This window comes from Actinoplanes sandaracinus (assembly GCF_030009775.1).
In the GTDB taxonomy this organism is placed as follows: domain Bacteria; phylum Actinomycetota; class Actinomycetes; order Mycobacteriales; family Micromonosporaceae; genus Actinoplanes; species Actinoplanes sandaracinus.
The window spans coordinates 135574-151897 of the sequence record NZ_JASCTH010000021.1 but is presented as its reverse complement, the minus strand read 5'-3'; the positions used below and the strand labels follow the sequence as shown (position 1 = coordinate 151897).

At 71.4% G+C, this 16324-nt stretch carries 17 protein-coding genes; 5 read left to right on the top strand and 12 right to left on the bottom strand.

The features are described 5' to 3' along the window. Positions 1–92 precede the first annotated feature (92 nt). The gene (locus QLQ12_RS29500) at positions 93–1175 is read left to right on the top strand and encodes a glycoside hydrolase family 5 protein (protein WP_282763837.1); all 1083 of its coding nucleotides are present in this window, start codon (positions 93–95) and stop codon (positions 1173–1175) included. Positions 1176–1366: 191 nt separating this feature from the next. Here QLQ12_RS29500 and QLQ12_RS29495 read toward each other — a convergent pair whose 3' ends face one another. After that, on the bottom strand, positions 1367–1915 hold the full coding sequence (locus tag QLQ12_RS29495; RefSeq protein WP_282763836.1) for a hypothetical protein: 549 nt from the start codon (positions 1913–1915) through the stop codon (positions 1367–1369). Positions 1916–2066: 151 nt separating this feature from the next. Between QLQ12_RS29495 and QLQ12_RS29490 the strand changes: the two genes are divergently transcribed. Beyond that, positions 2067–2762, top strand: coding sequence for an MBL fold metallo-hydrolase (locus tag QLQ12_RS29490; protein ID WP_282763835.1), 696 nt, complete (start codon positions 2067–2069; stop codon positions 2760–2762). Then, positions 2741–3637 (top strand): MerR family transcriptional regulator, encoded by an 897-nt coding sequence (locus QLQ12_RS29485; RefSeq protein WP_282763833.1) that lies wholly within the window; start codon positions 2741–2743, stop codon positions 3635–3637. The genes QLQ12_RS29490 and QLQ12_RS29485 overlap by 22 nt, the downstream gene beginning before the upstream one ends. Here QLQ12_RS29485 and QLQ12_RS29480 read toward each other — a convergent pair. Beyond that, the gene (locus QLQ12_RS29480; RefSeq protein ID WP_282763832.1) at positions 3630–3932 is read right to left on the bottom strand and encodes a GNAT family N-acetyltransferase; all 303 of its coding nucleotides are present in this window, start codon (positions 3930–3932) and stop codon (positions 3630–3632) included. The genes QLQ12_RS29485 and QLQ12_RS29480 overlap by 8 nt on opposite strands. 517 nt (positions 3933–4449) lie before the next feature. On the opposite strand from QLQ12_RS29480, the gene QLQ12_RS29475 reads away from it, so the two are divergent. Next, a complete protein-coding gene (locus QLQ12_RS29475) occupies positions 4450–4749 on the top strand; it encodes a hypothetical protein (protein WP_282763831.1) in 300 nt (99 codons plus the stop codon). A gap of 851 nt (positions 4750–5600) precedes the next feature. Here the strand turns inward: QLQ12_RS29475 and QLQ12_RS29470 are convergent. From QLQ12_RS29470 to QLQ12_RS29440, 7 genes are all read right to left on the bottom strand, one after another. Beyond that, positions 5601–6233 (bottom strand): SGNH/GDSL hydrolase family protein, encoded by a 633-nt coding sequence (locus QLQ12_RS29470; RefSeq protein ID WP_282763830.1) that lies wholly within the window; start codon positions 6231–6233, stop codon positions 5601–5603. Between the two features lie 368 nt (positions 6234–6601). Next, the gene (locus QLQ12_RS29465) at positions 6602–7114 is read right to left on the bottom strand and encodes a DUF3455 domain-containing protein (RefSeq protein ID WP_282763829.1); all 513 of its coding nucleotides are present in this window, start codon (positions 7112–7114) and stop codon (positions 6602–6604) included. Between the two features lie 308 nt (positions 7115–7422). Next, positions 7423–8205: an ABC transporter permease gene (locus QLQ12_RS29460; protein ID WP_282763828.1), complete on the bottom strand. Its 783-nt coding sequence runs from the start codon at positions 8203–8205 to the stop codon at positions 7423–7425. Beyond that, the gene (locus tag QLQ12_RS29455) at positions 8202–9212 is read right to left on the bottom strand and encodes an ATP-binding cassette domain-containing protein (RefSeq protein ID WP_282763827.1); all 1011 of its coding nucleotides are present in this window, start codon (positions 9210–9212) and stop codon (positions 8202–8204) included. The genes QLQ12_RS29460 and QLQ12_RS29455 overlap by 4 nt, the downstream gene beginning before the upstream one ends. Before the next feature lie 128 nt (positions 9213–9340). Continuing rightward, complete coding sequence (locus QLQ12_RS29450; RefSeq protein ID WP_282763826.1) at positions 9341–9487, bottom strand: hypothetical protein; 147 nt, start codon at positions 9485–9487, stop codon at positions 9341–9343. A 51-nt stretch (positions 9488–9538) separates the two neighbouring features. Continuing rightward, positions 9539–10384 carry a DUF4097 family beta strand repeat-containing protein gene (locus QLQ12_RS29445; RefSeq protein WP_282763825.1) on the bottom strand — a complete coding sequence of 282 codons (846 nt, stop codon included), beginning with the start codon at positions 10382–10384 and terminating at the stop codon, positions 9539–9541. 23 nt (positions 10385–10407) lie between these two features. Then, the gene (locus QLQ12_RS29440) at positions 10408–10905 is read right to left on the bottom strand and encodes a hypothetical protein (protein ID WP_282763824.1); all 498 of its coding nucleotides are present in this window, start codon (positions 10903–10905) and stop codon (positions 10408–10410) included. 79 nt (positions 10906–10984) lie between these two features. Here QLQ12_RS29440 and QLQ12_RS29435 point away from each other — a divergent pair, with 79 nt between their 5' ends. Further along, positions 10985–14122, top strand: a complete 3138-nt coding sequence (locus QLQ12_RS29435; RefSeq protein ID WP_282763823.1) for a BTAD domain-containing putative transcriptional regulator — start codon at positions 10985–10987, stop codon at positions 14120–14122. Here QLQ12_RS29435 and QLQ12_RS29430 read toward each other — a convergent pair. From QLQ12_RS29430 to QLQ12_RS29420, 3 genes are all read right to left on the bottom strand, one after another. Further along, on the bottom strand, positions 14106–14852 hold the full coding sequence (locus QLQ12_RS29430) for an ABC transporter permease (protein WP_282763821.1): 747 nt from the start codon (positions 14850–14852) through the stop codon (positions 14106–14108). The genes QLQ12_RS29435 and QLQ12_RS29430 overlap by 17 nt on opposite strands. Beyond that, entirely contained in the window at positions 14849–15784 is a 936-nt protein-coding gene (locus QLQ12_RS29425; RefSeq protein ID WP_282763819.1) for an ATP-binding cassette domain-containing protein, read from the bottom strand. The genes QLQ12_RS29430 and QLQ12_RS29425 overlap by 4 nt, the downstream gene beginning before the upstream one ends. Positions 15785–15873: 89 nt before the next feature. Then, positions 15874–16293, bottom strand: a complete 420-nt coding sequence (locus tag QLQ12_RS29420) for a MarR family winged helix-turn-helix transcriptional regulator (RefSeq protein ID WP_282763817.1) — start codon at positions 16291–16293, stop codon at positions 15874–15876. Between the last annotated feature and the right edge of the window lie 31 nt (positions 16294–16324).

Genomic DNA, 16324 nt, shown 5'->3' with positions numbered 1-16324 from the left:
CTGAACGAGTCAGCCCGAAGGATCGCGTGGCCGACCACCGTTGGCTACCAAGGTGGTGCGCCCGCAATCCCCCCGCGAGGAAGGACGAGGCATTGAGAACCCCAGCATCGGTGGAAGCCACCGGCCCCCGGCACGGCAAGGCGCCGGCCTCCCGGTGGCGATCGCTGCGTCGCGTCCTGCTCGGCGCCCTGAGCACGGTGACGCTGATTCCCGGCGTCGCCGTCGGCGGCGCGTCACCGGCCCACGCGGCCACCAACCAGTTCAGAGGCATGAACTGGGCGGTGCTCGGCGACAACTTCAGCACCGGTCCGCTCGTCGTGCAGGGCCTGAGCCAGTCCGACAGCAACGCGACCGTCCGGGCCAAGGCCAACGCCCTCTACGACGACATGGCAGCCATGGGGATCAACACCGTCCGGCTGCCGATCAACACCCACACCGTCGGTACGACCTGGTGGAACAACTACCGGGGCGCCATCGACGCCGCCACCGCCCGCGGTTTCAAGGTCATCCTCGCCTACTGGGAGGACGGTGCCGCCTCAGGCGGCCGGATCACCAACCTCGCCGCGTGGAACACGATGTGGTCCCGCGTGACCAACACCTACGGCGCCAACACCAACGTCTACTTCGAACCGATGAACGAGCCGCACGGCTACAGCTCGGCCGAGTGGCGCAACATCGCCGCGAACTGGATGAGCTACCACTACTCGGCGGTGCCCGGCCGGACCCTCATCGGTGGCACCGGCTACAGCCAGGACCTGCGCGACGTCTGCAACGACAGCCGCTTCAGCGCGACGCTGCTGTCCTTCCACCACTACGCATTCTTCTACAGCGCGATGACCTACGACGCCTTCCGCGGCCACATCCAGACCCGCCTCGGCAACTGCGCCTCCCGCGCCGTCGTGACCGAGTACGGCGCGCCGATGTCCACCGGCCTCAACTACGGCAACGCGAGCAGCACCGACAACTTCGTACGTCACATCCGCGCTGTCACTCAGGTCATGCGGGACAACCAGATGGGCGGCACCTACTGGCCCGCCGTCGGCGGCAAGCCCACCGGAACCTCCGGCTTCGACCACTACTCGATGTTCGCCCTCAGCGGCAGCGGCACCGATCTCAACCTCACCGTCCGCAACACCTCCGGCCGCGACCGCGTCCGGTACGGCTGGGGACTGTAGACCGGCGCCGGACCGCTGACCTGCCGATGACGACGACGAATGTGGAGCGCCGGGTCGGTGACCTGACCCGGCGGTCGGTTACACCCACGACGCCGGCCCGGAGACCGGAGCGCGGCGACCCACCTACCCTGACCCGACTCGACACCGAACGGTCGGCGCAGCGGGCGTTCGGGACGCGGAGCACGTACCCCTCAAGCGGGTCGCAGGATCTTGAGGGTCTCGTTGAGGGCAGTGGCCAGCGCGGGAGCATGGACGTTGGCGTCGGCGTCGGTCCTGACCGGGGTCAGGCCGTAGAGCTGGGCGTAGGCGATCGTGTTGCGCGAGACCGTCTCCGCGTGGACGGTGGTGTTCGGCTGGAGCTTGCCCGCCGGGTCGACGATGATCATCGCGCGGTCGCCGGTGCCGCTCAGCGGCAGCACCAGCATGCCGGCCTTGCGGGCGGCCTGGTCGCTGAGTTCGTGGTCGGCGGCGCTGTCCGTGGCGGTGCGATCGATCATGACGCTGATCACCAGGGTGACCTTGTCCGGGGTGCCGTAATGGCACGACAACCCGTACTTCTCGGCGGTGTCGACGGTCTTGGTGTCGGCTTTGGGGCCCTCGGTGATGCGCTGGTGACCGCCGACGGTGGGACAGCCGGGAATCGCGTGCCAGGGCGGGTCCGGTGACAGGCCCATGCCGGTCGAGCCGCAACCGCTGGTGAGGGCGAGAGCCGCCACCGTGAGAATCGCTCGCTGACGCATCCGCTCCCCCGTCTCTCCGGACCCGCCGCCGATCCTCCCATGGATGATCAAAAGGCGGTCGCGGCGATCCCCGAAGGCGGTGGACACCGACCGGCATGCCGGGCTCTTCGCCGCGCCACCGCACATGGCCGCCTGCCGGTAGCGTGCCGGCATGCGTATCAGGTTCGGCCGCCCCGGCCTCGGCGCCCACGCCGGCCGCTTCGACGTGCCGGCCGCGGAGAGCCCGTTCGCCGTCACCTTCCTCGGCGTCTCCGGCCTGCTGATCTCCGACGGCACGGACGCGGTGATGACCGACGGCTTCTTCTCCCGGCCGTCGCTGCTGCGCGTCGGCCTCGGTCGGATCGCCCCCGACGAGGCGCGCATCGACGCCGCGCTCACCCGGCTCGGTCTGGGCCACGGGAAGGGCGGGCCTCGCCTGCACGCGGTCGCGGCCGTGCACACCCACTTCGATCATGTGATGGACTCGTCGTCAGTGGCGTCGCGCACCGGCGCCGCCCTCGTCGGCGGCGCGTCGGCCGCGAACGTGGGGCGGGGCGCCGGGCTTCCGGAAGACCGCATCCACCTGGTCACACCTGACAACCCGATGCGGTACGGGCCATTCACGCTCACCTTCGTGGCGTCGCGACACTGCCCGCCGGACCGTTTCCCGGGTGAGATCACCGCCCCGGTGGCGCCGCCGGTCAGGGCCGCTGCCTACCGATGCGGTGAGGCCTGGTCCGGCGCTCGCCGGCCGCGACGGCGTCACGCTGCACCTGCCGACCCTGTGGCGCCGCGAGGACCCCTGGGCTTGACCTTCCAGCGGCTGGAACGTCCAGGATCTACGTCATGGACGAACACCTCCTCCTGACCATCGGCCAGCTCGCCCGCCGCACCGGCCTGCCCGCGCGCACCCTGCGTTTCTGGTCCGACGAGGGAGCCGTCCCGCCGGTGTCCCGTTCGGCCGCCGGCTACCGGCTCTACGACGCCACCTCCGTGGCGCGCGTCGAGCTGGTCCGCACCCTGCGCGACCTGGGTTTCGGGCTGGACGAGGTGTGCCGGGTCGCCGACGGCCGGGCGCCGGTCGCCGAGGTCGCCGGCGTGCACGTGGCCGCCCTCGACGCGCAGATCCGTGCGCTCAAGGTGCGGCGGGCCGTGTTGTCCACCGTTGCGAAACGTGACTCGACCGTGGAGGAGACCACTCTGATGAACCGGCTGGCACGGCTTTCCGCCGCCGAGCGCATGCAGATCATCGACGATTTCAAGGCCGACGTGTTCGGCGGGCTCGACCTGGAGCCGCGCCACCGCGACCGCTTGAACGAGTTGCGCATCGATCTGCCCGACGATCCCACCCCCGACCAGGTGGACGCCTGGATCGAACTGGCCGAGCTGGTGCAGGATCCCGGTTTCCGGGCCCGGATGCGAGCCTTCCTGGAACTGAGCACCCCGGCTCCGGGGCAGAGCGCGCCACCGGGGGCCGGCATCTGGTGGGCCAGGCAGGTGGTGAACATCGTCGCGGAGGCGAGAGCACACGGCATCGAACCCGGGAGCCCCGCCGCGGCCCGGGTGGTGTCCGAACTGTTCGGTGACGACGATCCGGCTGCCGTGCTGGCGTGCCTGGAAGCCGGGATCGCGGCGGAGTCCGACCGCTATCGCCGGCTCGTCGCGAGGGTGCGCGGGCAGCGTCACTCCCCCAACGCCACGGCGGAGCTGGCCTGGCTGGCGCGAACCCTCCGCGCTATTTGACCTTGCGGGTGGAGCGGGCCACCAGCTTCTCGTACTCGGGGTGCTTGTCCACCCAGCCACTCACGAACGGGCAGAGCGGCACCACCGTCCGGTTCTTACCGCGGGCGTCGTCCATCGCCGCGCGGGCGAGAGCCGAGCCGACACCCTGACCCTCGAAACCGGGATCGACCTTGGTGTGGGTGTAGGCGATGATGCCGCCGGTCAGCTGATAGGTAAGCACCCCGGCGAGCTCGCCCGCCTCGTCGCGCGCCTCGAATCGCTCCCGCTCGGGCACCTCGGTCACCGTGATCGTCACTCCACCATCCAATCATGTCGCGCTCCGATACGGCCGGACCGGGATGCCGCCCCAGGAGCGCACGTTGTCGCGGCGGCGGCGCGCCGCCGCGACAGATCCGACGCGGAAGACCCGCAGACACGTCCAAGCCGGGAGACCCGCAGACGCGTTCCCTGCAGAAGACCTTCAGACGCATTCCCGTCTTCAGACGCGCTCCCGGCAAGAGACCTTCAGCCGCATTTCTGCCTTCAGCCGCATTCCTATATGACTACGCGATGCCCCCAGACCAGGCAGCAGACCAGCGGGCGGGAGCCAGCAGAAGGAATGCCGGCGGCAGGAGTGCCGGCAGGCGGGAGACTGGCAGGCGGAGCGCCGACGGGCGAAGTGTCGACGGGCGAAGTGTCGACGGGCGAAGTGTCGACGGGCGGAGCGCTCGAATGGGCGGAGCGCTCGAATGGGCGACAAGTCGCGTAAAGGGCCTTTCCTCACGGGTAGGTCAGGTTCATCAGTAATAGACCAGCGACGTCGGGAGAGATCCATGACCACCGCATCCCCCACCCGTCCGGGAACAGCCGCCATCACCCGCCACCACGCACACGGCGAGGAGACGAAGCCGTCGTTCAAGACCACCGAACTGATCGTGTACGTGTTGTCCGTCATCGGCGTCCTCATCGCCTCCCAGGTGGTCGGCGACGGCGCACGCGAGAACGGCGCCGACTACTTCGCTGCGGACAAGGCGTGGTGGTACATCACGCTGCTCACCGTCGGCTACATGATCAGTCGCGGCCTGGCGAAGGCCGGCAGCCGCAGCACCGACAACGACCCGCGCACTCACTGAACACACGCGCCAACCCCGGCGCGACCGGCATCCAACAATCCGGTTTCGCCGGGCCCGCGCAGCGTCTACGGGCCTCCGCAGTGTCTACGGGCCCGCGCAGTGTCCAGAGGCACGAACTGCCTTCGCTAGTGGTTGATCTGCTGGCCGTGCGATCCGCGGTCGACCCGGACGTGAAACAGCGCTTACGCACGGCCAGCAGATCAACTCACCGAAAACCAACGGGGCGCGATGTGCTGACGCGTTCACACCGTTGCCGAGACGCTCCCGCCGGACGGTCAGCAGTCGACAACTGATGCTTGGCGGTCACGGCGATGCACCAGCCTGTCATCGCGACGGCACGGATGAGCTGAAGGCGACGGCACGGATGAGCTGAAGGCACAGGCGTTCAAGAAGTCGACACCCGTTGCGGGTGTGGGCTACACCCGCAACGGGTGTCGACTTTTTCGAGATGTGGTGTTCCGGCGGATCCAAGGTGCGGACGCTCGAAAGTAAGCACCGTTCGACCTGTCATTGCCAATCACGGCCACGCGGAGCATGGGGCCAAGCGCCGTCACCACGGTTCGCGAGCCGACTGCCGTCACGACGGCGCGTGGCGGAAGGCTTTAGGCGGAGCGCAGATCAAGGGTTTTCCCGAACGGGGCGTGGACGGAACACCTTCAGAGCGGCGCCCAGCCGAAACGCCTGCGGGACAAAACGTCGGCCAGGCGCCTGCAGGACAGAGCGTGAGCCAAGCCGCTTCAGGGCCGGAGGCGCGGGGACGGTGCAAGGTCACGCGGACGCGCGGACGCGCGGACGCGCGGACACGGTGGCAGGAGGGCGGAGGGCGGAGGGCGGAGGTGGAACTTGCGCCTTCAGACGGATTGCTGGCCGGAGGAGACGCGGTGTTCGTGGGCGGTCCGTGCCACGGCGCGGACGGTGGGGGCGAGAGCCGCGGCGATCACGGCGTAACCCGCGCTGGAGGGGTGAAACCGGTCAGCGCTGAACAAGCCCGGATCGTGAGCGAATCCGGCGGACGACGTCATGCCGATGTCGGCGACATGCCCTCCGGCTGCCAGGACAGCCCGGCTCTGCGCGTCATGCAACAACCGGCTGCCGGCCCGGACGGTGGCACGCATCTGCACCGGCACCCAGGGGACGACGCTCAGATCCGGCGCGGGCGCGACGACGACCTCGGCCGAGCCGGCACGCAGCGCCCGGACCGTGTCGCCGAGTTGGGCGGCGGCCTGCTGCGGGGGCACCAACCGGGTCAGGTCGTTGGCGCCGATGATGATCAGGGCAAGCGATGGCCGCCAGGCCAGTGCCCGGTCAGCCTGCGCGGCCAGGTTGCTAGTGCGGGAGCCGGGGACGGCGAACATGCGGACCTGGTTCGCCAGGCCATGGCGGGTCAGGTCTTCCGACAGCCGCGCGGCCACCGTGTCGGCCTGCGCGGAGGCGCCCTGACCGTAGGCGATGGAGTCACCGAGGATCGCGAACTTGAGTGTCACCCCGAATACAACAACACGCCCCTGTGCCTCGTTTCCCAACCCGGCGTGAGATGCGCCGCAGGAGCCCCGAGCGGCCAAGCCGGCAGCCCAGCGCGGACCCGACAGCCCAGCGCGGACCTGGCGGCCCGGCAAGCCGGCCAGGTGAGCCGGCCAGGTGAGCCGGCCAGGTGAGCCGGCCAGGTGAGCAGCCAAGCGAAGCGAGCTGGCCAAGCAGGGTGAGCCGAGCGGGCAGGCCGGGCGAGCGGGCCGGGCCGGCGGGCCGGGCGAGCACACCGGGGCGAGGTGCGGAAACGGGGCGATAGGACTGCGGCGGGTCACTTGGCCCCGGCACCAGACTTTGTTGCGGGCCGGGGCAGGCTGCGGGACGGTCAGGCCGTTGGCGTGGGCGCGTCCCAGAAGACGTAGATCGACTGGTAGGGCACGGCGACCGTCTGGCCGGCTGTGCAGGCTCCGGCAGGGGCCAGTCCTCCAGACGTGCGCAGTCGGTTGATGTAGTCGGCTCGGCTCAGGATTCCCTTGCCGGAGTGGGAGGTGACCTTCAGCAGCAGTTCCGGGATGGTTCCGGGGCGCGGTGAGGACGCCTCTCGGGCCGCGGTGACCAGGGAGCCGTCCCGGACGGACTGCCAACTGGGGCCGGCGAAGTGGTGGATTCGGCCGCCGGTGCCGGCGAGTTGGGCCTCCGGCACTGAAGGTCCGATGTAGGCCCCGGTCGTCGCACCGGCCGGGACCACACAGGTGTAGGTCTGGGTGCCGCTGGTGACGAGGTAGGCGCCGGCCAGCCGGGAGCCGGCCGGCGGCTTGATGGCATCCGGGATGAGCGGAACGGCGACCGGGCGGCTGTCGGCGGCGGCGACCTCGGCAGCCGAGGCGTCGAGGGTCACGGTGGCGATCGCCGTGGCGGGGGGGGGGGGGGCGCGCCCCCCCCCCCCCCCCCCGCGGCGTGGGGGCCCAGGGGGGCGCCCGCCGGGGCGGCCGCGGCGATACCGATCGCCGCGACCGCGCGGATGCGGGAACGGGTCGTGGTGAGCATGTCTCCCCCTGCGTCGTCGGGTGGGCGGGTTGCCCACCGTCGCGTGAGGACACGCGAACTCTCCGGTGGCGGATCGAGATCGTTGGTGTCACTGACCGTTCAGAGGTCGTCGCTGTGCGATCGTCTACCACGCAGGGGTGATCGGCCCGTCGGTTCCGGCTATCGGGCCGCGCGCTTGTTGTAGTTGCGCTTGGCCCACAGGTAGGACAGCAGCGTGATGCCGGCGCACCAGGCGAGCGCGACGATCGCGCTGTTGCCGATCCCGGTGCCGAGCAGCAGGCCGCGCAGAGTCTCGATGACCGGCGTGAACGGCTGGTTCTCGGCGAAGACGCGCAGTCCGGTGGGCATCGTCTCGGTGGGGACGAATCCGCTGCCCAGAAACGGCAGCAGGCTCAGGAACATGGGGGTGTTGCTGGCCGTCTCGACGCTGTCGGCCGCCATGCCGAGCGCCACGGCCAGCCAGGTCAGGGCGAACGAGATCGCGGCCAGCATCCCGGCCACGGCGAGCCATTCGAGGGCGGTGGCGTTGGGGCGGAAGCCGATGGCCAGGGCGACGCCGAGGACGGCGAGCACGGCCAGGAAACTCTGCACCATGCTGCCGAGCACGTGGCCGGTCAGCAGCGCGCCCCGGGCGATGGCCATGCTGCGGAACCGGTCGACGATGCCCTCGGTCATGTCCATCGCCACCGCGATGGCTGGGCCCGCGGCGGCGCCGGCCACAGTGAACAGCAGGATTCCAGGGGTCAGGTAGTCGAGGTAGGCGGACCGGTCGCCGCCGAGGCCGGCGCCGAGCGTGCCGCCGAAGACGTACACGAACAGCAGCAGGAAGATCACCGGCAGACCGATCAGCATTCCGGTCAGCGACGGGTAGCGGCGCAGGTGCAGCAGCTGCCGGCGCAGCATGGTTCCGGAGTCGGTGAGGGAGTGAGCCAGGGTCGTCATCGGATCTCCTTGGAGGCCGGCACGGAGGCGAGGGCGGAGGCCGCGGCCGGGGCGGAGTCGGAAGCGATGGCCGGGCCGCCGGTGAAGGCGAAGAACACGTCGTCCAGGTCGGGAGTGTGGATCGTCAGGTCAGCGGGCTGTACGCGTACCCCGTCGAGGGTTTCCAGCACGGCGCGCAGCGAGGCGACGTCGCCGTCGCTGGGCACCTGCAGGGTCAGCGCCTCGTCGTCGCGGTGTGCCGAGCCCAGCACGGAGGCCGCCGTCCGCAGCGAGTGCGGGTCGGTGAAGCGCAGCCGCAGGTGCCCCCCGGGGATCCGGCGTTTGAGCTCGTCGGGGGTGCCCTCCGCGACGATGCGTCCGTGGTCGAGCACGGCGATCCGGGCGGCGAGCTCATCGGCCTCGTCGAGGTACTGGGTGGTGAGGAAGACCGTGACGCCCTCGGCGACCAACTCCCGCACGATCCGCCACATTTCGTGCCGGCTGCGCGGGTCGAGGCCTGTGGTGGGCTCGTCCAGGAAGATGAGCCGGGGGTCGCCGACCAGGGTCATCGCCAGGTCGAGGCGGCGCTGCTGACCGCCGGAGAGCTGTGACACCGGCTTGCGGGCCGACTCGCCGAGGTCGAACCGTTCGATCAGCCGGGCCACCCGGCGGCCGCCCTCGCCGCGGCCGAGACGGTGCAGATCGGCCATCAGGCGCAGGTTCTCCTGCACGGTGAGCAGCCGGTCGACGGCCGAGAACTGGCCGGTGAGCCCGATCGCCGCGCGTACCCCGTCGGGGTCGCCGATCAGGTCGTGCCCAGCGACGCGGATCGAGCCGCCGTCCGGCGGCAGCAGGGTGGCGAGGATCCGGACCATGGTCGTCTTGCCGGCGCCGTTCGGGCCGAGCAGCGCGAAGACGGTGCCTTCGGTGACGGTCAGGTCGATGTCGTCGAGGACCACCTTCGTGCCGAAGGCCTTGCGCAGGCCGGCTGCCGAGATGGCGGGCCGGGTGGTGACTGTCGTTGTCATCAACGCCTCCTGGCGGATTTTCGGGCAGGGTCCATCGCCGGCCGGGCACGGTCGCCACGGCCGGGTACGGCGGGTGGTCTTCCCGGGGCGGCGCGCGGGGCCGCCGACGGGAGCGAAAGGTGGCTACGTCAGGCGCCACACGGCACCGCGAACGCCAAGGGGAACGCGAACGGGAACGGGAACGAACTCGCGAAGGCGAACGGGCTCGCGAAGGCGAACGGGAACGCGAGCGGGAAGGGGAACGCGACCACGAACCGGAATGCGAACCGGAACACGAAGGGGAACGGGAGCGAAAGGAGGCCGTCCCCGGGCGGGACGGCGGCGGATCAGGAGCGGCGGATCAGGATGTCGCCGAACGCGGTACGGGCGCGGACCTCGGCCCGCTCCTCGGTCTCCGCCGGAGCGTCGGTGGCCGTCATCTCGTTGCGGACCTTCCCGTAGTGGGTGTGCACGTCGAGGCGGGCCGCGGTGCCCTGCCGGATGCCGATCTCGATGCGCCCGGCGGCGGTACGCAGCGTGGTCTCGCCCCGCACCACCTCACGGACGCGGATGTCGCCGTTGGCGGTGTTGGCGGTGATCGAGGCGGCGGCGTGGTCGGCGATGATGTCGCCGTTGGCGGAGTTGATGCGCAGTTCGCTGCCGGCATGCCCGACCCAGACCTCGCCGTTGCCGTTCTTCAGCACGGCCGGCCCGGCGACCGAGTGCACCTGCAGTTTGCCCGAGCCGGTGGTCAGCTTGGCGTCGCCGGTGACGTTCTCCGCGGCGGCCAAGCCCATCCCGGTCGTCAGGGACAGGCTCTCGGCCCGCTCGACCTGGAGGTCGCCGGCGCCGCTGCGCAGCCGGCAGCCGCCCAGCACACCGGTGCTCCGGACGCCGCCGACGCCCAGTTTGGCCTCGAGGTCGGAGCCGGCCGGCATTTCGACGAGCACGTCGACGGCGCCGACCTTGCCGAACACGCCGAATCCGGGGTGGCGGGGGCCGCGCACGGTGAGGGTGCTGGACGCGAACTCGACGCGGGTCTGCTCGGCGGCGCGGACGTCGCGGCCCTCACTCTCGTCGCCGGGGCGCACGTGCACGACGGTGTCCGGCCGGTCGCTCGCGACGACGCGCAGCTCACCGGCGCTGAACTCGACGGATGCGGTGATGGGACCGGGGGTGTCGAAGGTGGGCATGGGGGTCTCCGTTCTCGTTGAGGTCAGCGGACCCAGCCGGTGTAGTGCTGGCCGCCGCTGGATGCGCCGTCGATCGCGGGACGCCCGGCGCCGGTGTCGGCTGCCGCGGCGGCGGCTCTGATCAGCCAGGTGTTGATGGAGACGCCGGCGCGGGCGGCGGCCTGCTCGACCCGGCCTTTCAGATGCTCGGGCAGGCGCAGACTGATCCGGACGGTCGCCTCGTCCTCACCGGGGGCCGGCGCGGGGGCCGGAGCCGGGTGGGGCGCGGGCGTGTCGGGAAAGGCCGGCGTCACGACGAAGCTGGGCTCACGGTTGCGCAGCCGCAGGTCGACCGAGCCGGGCGCGAGATCGCGGGTGATCTCGGCGGCCGCCTCGGACAGTGCGTCGAGCAGGGCGAGTCTGGCAGCGGACTCGAGCGGCGCGGTGAGCCGCTCGGCCAGTTCGCGGGCGTCATCGCCGCCGGCAGCGGCGGCGAGCGCGAGCTCGTGCCGCAGCGCGTCGATGTAGGGGCGCAGTTCCATGACGTCAATATGGCATCACTGTGATGCCAAGTGCAACCCCGATGGCATCAACTTGGTGTCCCGTGGCAAAATCTGCCGCGTGCAGATCGGGATGCTTGGATCGTTCGAGGTTCGCACGGACGACGGGACACCCGTCGACGTGCCGGGGGCGCGCCTGCGAGCCCTGTTGATCGCCCTCGCGCTCGACCCGGGCCGGGTGGCCGGCAAAGCGACGCTCGTCGACTGGATCTGGGGTGAGCAGCCGCCCGCCGACGCGACGAACGCCCTGCACCGCCTGATGTCCCGGCTGCGGAAAGCGCTGCCGGAGGGGTCGATCGAGGGACACCCCGACGGCTACCGGCTGAGGGTGGGGCCCGACGCCGTCGACGCCGTCCGGTTCGAACGCCTGGTCACCGCGGCTCAGGTCCGCACCGACGACCCCGCCCGGCGGGTCCGGCTGCTGCGCGACGCCCTCGCGTTGTGGCGAGGCGCCGCGATGCAGGACGTCGTCCTGCCGGACAGCGCGGCGTTCGGCGCGGCGGTCACCCGGCTGGAGGCGCTGCGCCTGACCGCGTCTGAGGACCGGTTCGAGGCGGAGGCCGGTCTGGGTGACGGCGCCGGGCTGGTCACCGAGCTGACCGGCCTGGTGGCCGCGCACCCGCTGCGCGAACGGCTGGTCGGAGCCCTGATGCGGGCCCTCGCGGCGGCCGGCCGCGGCAACGAGGCGCTGACGCTGTACCAGCGCACACGCGAGGCCCTGGCCGAGGAGCTGGGCGCCGACCCCTCCCCCGAGCTGTCCGCCCTGCACGTGGCGCTGCTGCGCGGCGACGGGGCACGGCGTGAGGAGCGCAGGACCAATCTGCGCGCCGAGTTGAGCAGCTATATCGGCAAGGAGTCCGACGTGGCCGCGGTCCGTGATCTCGTCGCCGGGCACCGGCTCACCACCCTCATCGGGCCGGGCGGGTCGGGCAAGACCCGGTTGGCCACGGAGACCGCGCGGACGCTGCTCGGCGACCTGCCCGACGGCGTCTGGCTGGTGGAGCTGGCGGCGATCGGCGCCGACGGTGACGTGGCGCAGGCGGCGCTGACCGGCCTGAGCCTTCGCGACTCCCTGCTCGGTGAGGCGCCGAGCGCGGACCTGACCGAACGCCTGATCACCGCGATCCGCGACCGGGAACTGATGCTGATCCTGGACAACTGCGAGCACGTCATCGAGGCGGCGGCGACGCTCGCCCACCGGTTGCTCGGCGAGTGCCGCCGGCTGCGGATCCTCGCGACGAGCCGGGAGCCGCTCGGCATCACCGGTGAGGCGCTGTGGCCGGTCGAGCCGCTGGGTCTGCCCGCGACCGACGCCGGCCCGGACGACGCCGCCGCCTCCCCCGCCGTCCGGCTGCTGCGGGAGCGGGCGGGCGCGGTCCGCAAGGACCTCACGATCAACACCGACACCCTGATGACGATGGTACGGGTGTGCCGCGCGCTCGACGGCATGCCGCTGGCGATCGAGCTGGCCGCCGCCCGGCTGCGCACGATGACTCTCGACCAGCTCGCGCACCGGCTCGACGACCGGTTCCGCCTGCTGACCGGCGGCAGCCGGACGGCGTTGCCCCGGCACCGGACGCTGCGCGCGATGGTCGACTGGAGCTGGGAGCTGCTCACCGACGCCGAGCGGGCGGTCCTGCGCCGGCTCGCGGTGTTCGCGGGCGGGGCGAGCCTGGAGGCGGCCGAGGGGGTCTGCGCCGGCGACGGGGTCGGCCGGGAGGACGTGCTGGAGCTGCTCACCTCGCTGGCGGAGAAGTCTCTGCTGGTCACCGCGGGCGGCGACGCGCCGCGGTACCGGATGCTCGGCACGATCAAGGAGTACGCCGCACAGCGGCTCACCGAGGCCGGGGAGGCCGGTCCGGCCCGTCAGGCGCATCTGGCCTGGTTCACCGAGCTCGCCGAGACCGCGGACCCGCATCTGCGCCGCGGCGAGCAGATGCGGTGGCTGGCCACGCTGGAGGCCGAGCACGACAACATCGGCTCGGCGATGCGGGGTGCGCTCGCGGCCGGGGACGCGCCCGGGGCGATGCGCCTGGCCGGGGCCGCCGGCTGGTACTGGTGGCTCAGCGGGCGCAAGGCCGAGGGCTTCGAGCTGATCCTCGCGGCCACCGGGACGCCCGGCGAGGTCGACGACGAGGTCCGGGCGCTGGCGTACGCGCTGGTCGTGCTGTTCGCGGGCTCGGGCCGGGCCGACGCGAACCAGGCGGCGGAGTGGATCCACAAGACGTACGAATTGCGTCAGCGCAGTGGTTCCCGCAATCCCGTTCTGGGTCTGATCGTGCCGCTGGAGCGGATGCTGCGGGAGCCGGACGCGTTCCTGCCGGCGTGGGAGCCGATGCTGGAGAACCCGGACCCGTGGGTACGCGCGCTGGCCCGGCTGCACCTGGGCAAGATGCGGATCATGCTCGGCCACGGCGGGCGGGAGGCCGACGCCTATCTGGAGACGGCCCTCGCCGAGTTCCGGGCGCTGGGTGAGAGGTTCGGCGTCTACTTCGCCCTGACCGAGCTGGCGGACCGCATCGCCACACGCGGCGAGTTCGCCCGAGCGTGCGAGTACTACGAGGAGGCGATCGTCGCGGTGACCGAGGTCGGTTCCATCGAGGACGTCATCCAGATGCGGGCGCGGCAGGTGCAGCTCTACCGGATGCTCGGCGACGAGAAGGCCGCCGCGTCCGCCCTCGCCGAGGCGGAGCGATGCGCGGAGCGGGTCACCTGGCCCGACGCGCTGGCGGAGCTGGCACTCGCGAAGGCGGAGATCGCCCGCCTGGACGGCGACGCCGGGGAGGCACGCCGGCAGCTCGCCGAGGCGGAGGCCCTGCTGGGCGAGCGGGCGGGGGCGAGCGTTCTCGGGTACACCCACGATCTGCGGGGCTACCTCGCCGAGGACCTGGCGGAGGCTCGGGCGCACCGGGTGGCGGCGTACCGGGCGGCCGTCGAGGCGGGGCACGCTCCCCTGCTCGCGCTGGTCCTCGTCGGGTTCGCGGACCTGGCCCTGCGCCAGGACGACCCCGGGCAGGCCGCGCGGCTGCTCGCGGCGGCCATCGCGATCCGCGGTCTGCGGGACCGGTCCAACCCGCAGGTGGCCCGGATCGAGCAGGCGGCGCGAAGCCGCCTCGGCGACACGGAGTTCGCCGAGGCGGTGCGGGAGGGAACGGTGGCCGACTGGCGTCAGCTGATCGAGGTCACGCTCGCTTCGTGAAGGTGGACGACGCCCACAGGTACCCGACCAGGGCGATCCCGGCGCACCAGGCGACGGCGGCGATCAGGTCGCCGGTCGCCGGGGCGCCGTTGAGGAACCCGCGCAGCGTCTCGATGATCGGTGTGAAGGGCTGGTATTCCGCGAACTGCCGGACACCCGGCCCCATCAGGTCCGCCGGAACGATCGCGCTGCTGAAGAACGGCAACATGACCAGCGGTACGGCGGCCATGCCGGCGGTCTCCGGGGACTTCGCCGCCAGGCCGAGGGCGACGGTGAACCAGGCGGCCGCGACACTGAGCAGCAGGACCATGCCGGCCAGGCCGAGCCAGTCGGTGAAGCTCGCCGCCGGGTCGAAGCCCAGCAGGAACGCCACCCCGGTGAGCGCCGCGATGGCGATCACGTTGGTCAGCACGCTGGCGACGACGTGCCCGGTCAGGACCGCGCCACGGGAGACGTCCATGACCTTGAACCGGTTGATGATGCCCTTGGTCATGTCGGAGTTCACCGACGTCGCGACGGCTCCGAGTCCGTAGCAGACGGCCAGCAGCATCAGCCCGGGCGTCGCGTAGTCGATGTAGTCGACGCCGACGTTGAAGGCGTCGCCGAACACGTACACGAACATCAGCATCATCACGATCGGCATCAGGACCGCGTTGAACACCGAGACCGGGTTGCGGGCGATGTGTTTGAGGTTGCGGCGCAACATCACCACCGCGTGGGACTTGGTCATTTCGCGTCCACCTCCGTGGCGTGGCCGGTCAGGGCCAGGAAGACGTCGTCGAGGTCGGGGGTGTGCACGGAGAACTCCTCGGCGCGCAGCGCGTTCTCGTCCAGCCGGTCCAGCAGGGCGCGCAGCGTCGTCGTCCCGCCGTCGCCGGGCACCCGCAGGGTGAGGCCGTCGTCGTCGCGGGTCGAGTCGGCGAAGACCCGGGCGGCCGCGTCGAGGTCGGTGGCGGAGGCGAACCGGAGCCGGACGTGGGTGCCCGGGATCTGGCGCTTGAGTTCGCCGGGCGTGCCCTGGGCGACCAGGCGGCCCTGGTCGAGGACCGCGATCCGGTCGGCGAGCTGGTCGGCCTCCTCGAGGTACTGGGTGGTGAGGAAGATGGTCACGCCGCCGGACACCAGCTCGCGGATGATGTCCCACATGGTGCGGCGGCTGCGCGGGTCCAGGCCGGTGGTCGGCTCGTCGAGGAAGATGATGCGCGGGTCGCCGATGAGCGTCATGGCCAGGTCCAGTTTCCGGCGCATGCCCCCCGAATAGGTCGACACCGACTTCTGCGCCGCCCCGGTCAGGTCGAACCGCTCCAGCAGTTCGGCGACGGTCCGCCGGCCGGAGCCCGCCCGGTTGAGGTCCATCATGAGCTGGAGGTTCTCCCGGCCGGTCAGGAGTTCGTCGACCGCGGCGAACTGACCGGTGACCCCGATCCGCGCACGCACCGCCTTGGCCTGGGCCGTGACGTCGTGCCCGGCGACGCGCGCCGTTCCGCCGTCGGCCCTCATCAACGTGGTCAGCACGTTCACCGTGGTGGTCTTGCCCGCCCCGTTCGGGCCGAGCAGGGAGAAGATCGTGCCGGCCGGAACATCCAGATCGATGCCATCGAGCACGATCTTGTCGCCGAAGGCCTTTCGCAGGCCGGCGACTTCAATCGCTGAACTTGTCATGCGTTCAGATTCAGCGGCCGGTCTGACACCGCCCTGTCACGGCGCTGACACCGCCTCCGCCATGGGGTGCACGCTTTCGGCGTACGCCGTCAGAGGTCTTGACTGAGTTTGCGCAAGGCGCTGAGGAACGTCTCGCGTTCCGCCGGCGTCAGTCGCCGCAGCAGTTCCTCCTCGGCGGAACGGATCTCGGCCTGCGCCGCGTCGCGCAGCCGCCGCCCCTCGTCGGTGATCGACACCAGGCGGATGCGGCGGTCGGACGGGTCGGGCCGGCGCTCGATCAGGCCGCGGGCGGTCAGGTCGTCGAGGACGCCGATGATCCGGGTCTTGTCCGCGCCGATGGCGTCGGCCAGCGCCGCCTGGGTGCGGACGGGCTGCTCGCCGAGGTGGAGCAGCACCGCATAGGCCCACATGGCGAGCCCGCGCGCCTGCAGGATCGGCATCTCCAGGGCGATGAGCGTGCGCCCGAGTGGCCCGATCATCGCCGCGAGGTCGGGGCGTTCGCGGGTCACGCGACGACGATACCGGCTTGCCAGATCGTAG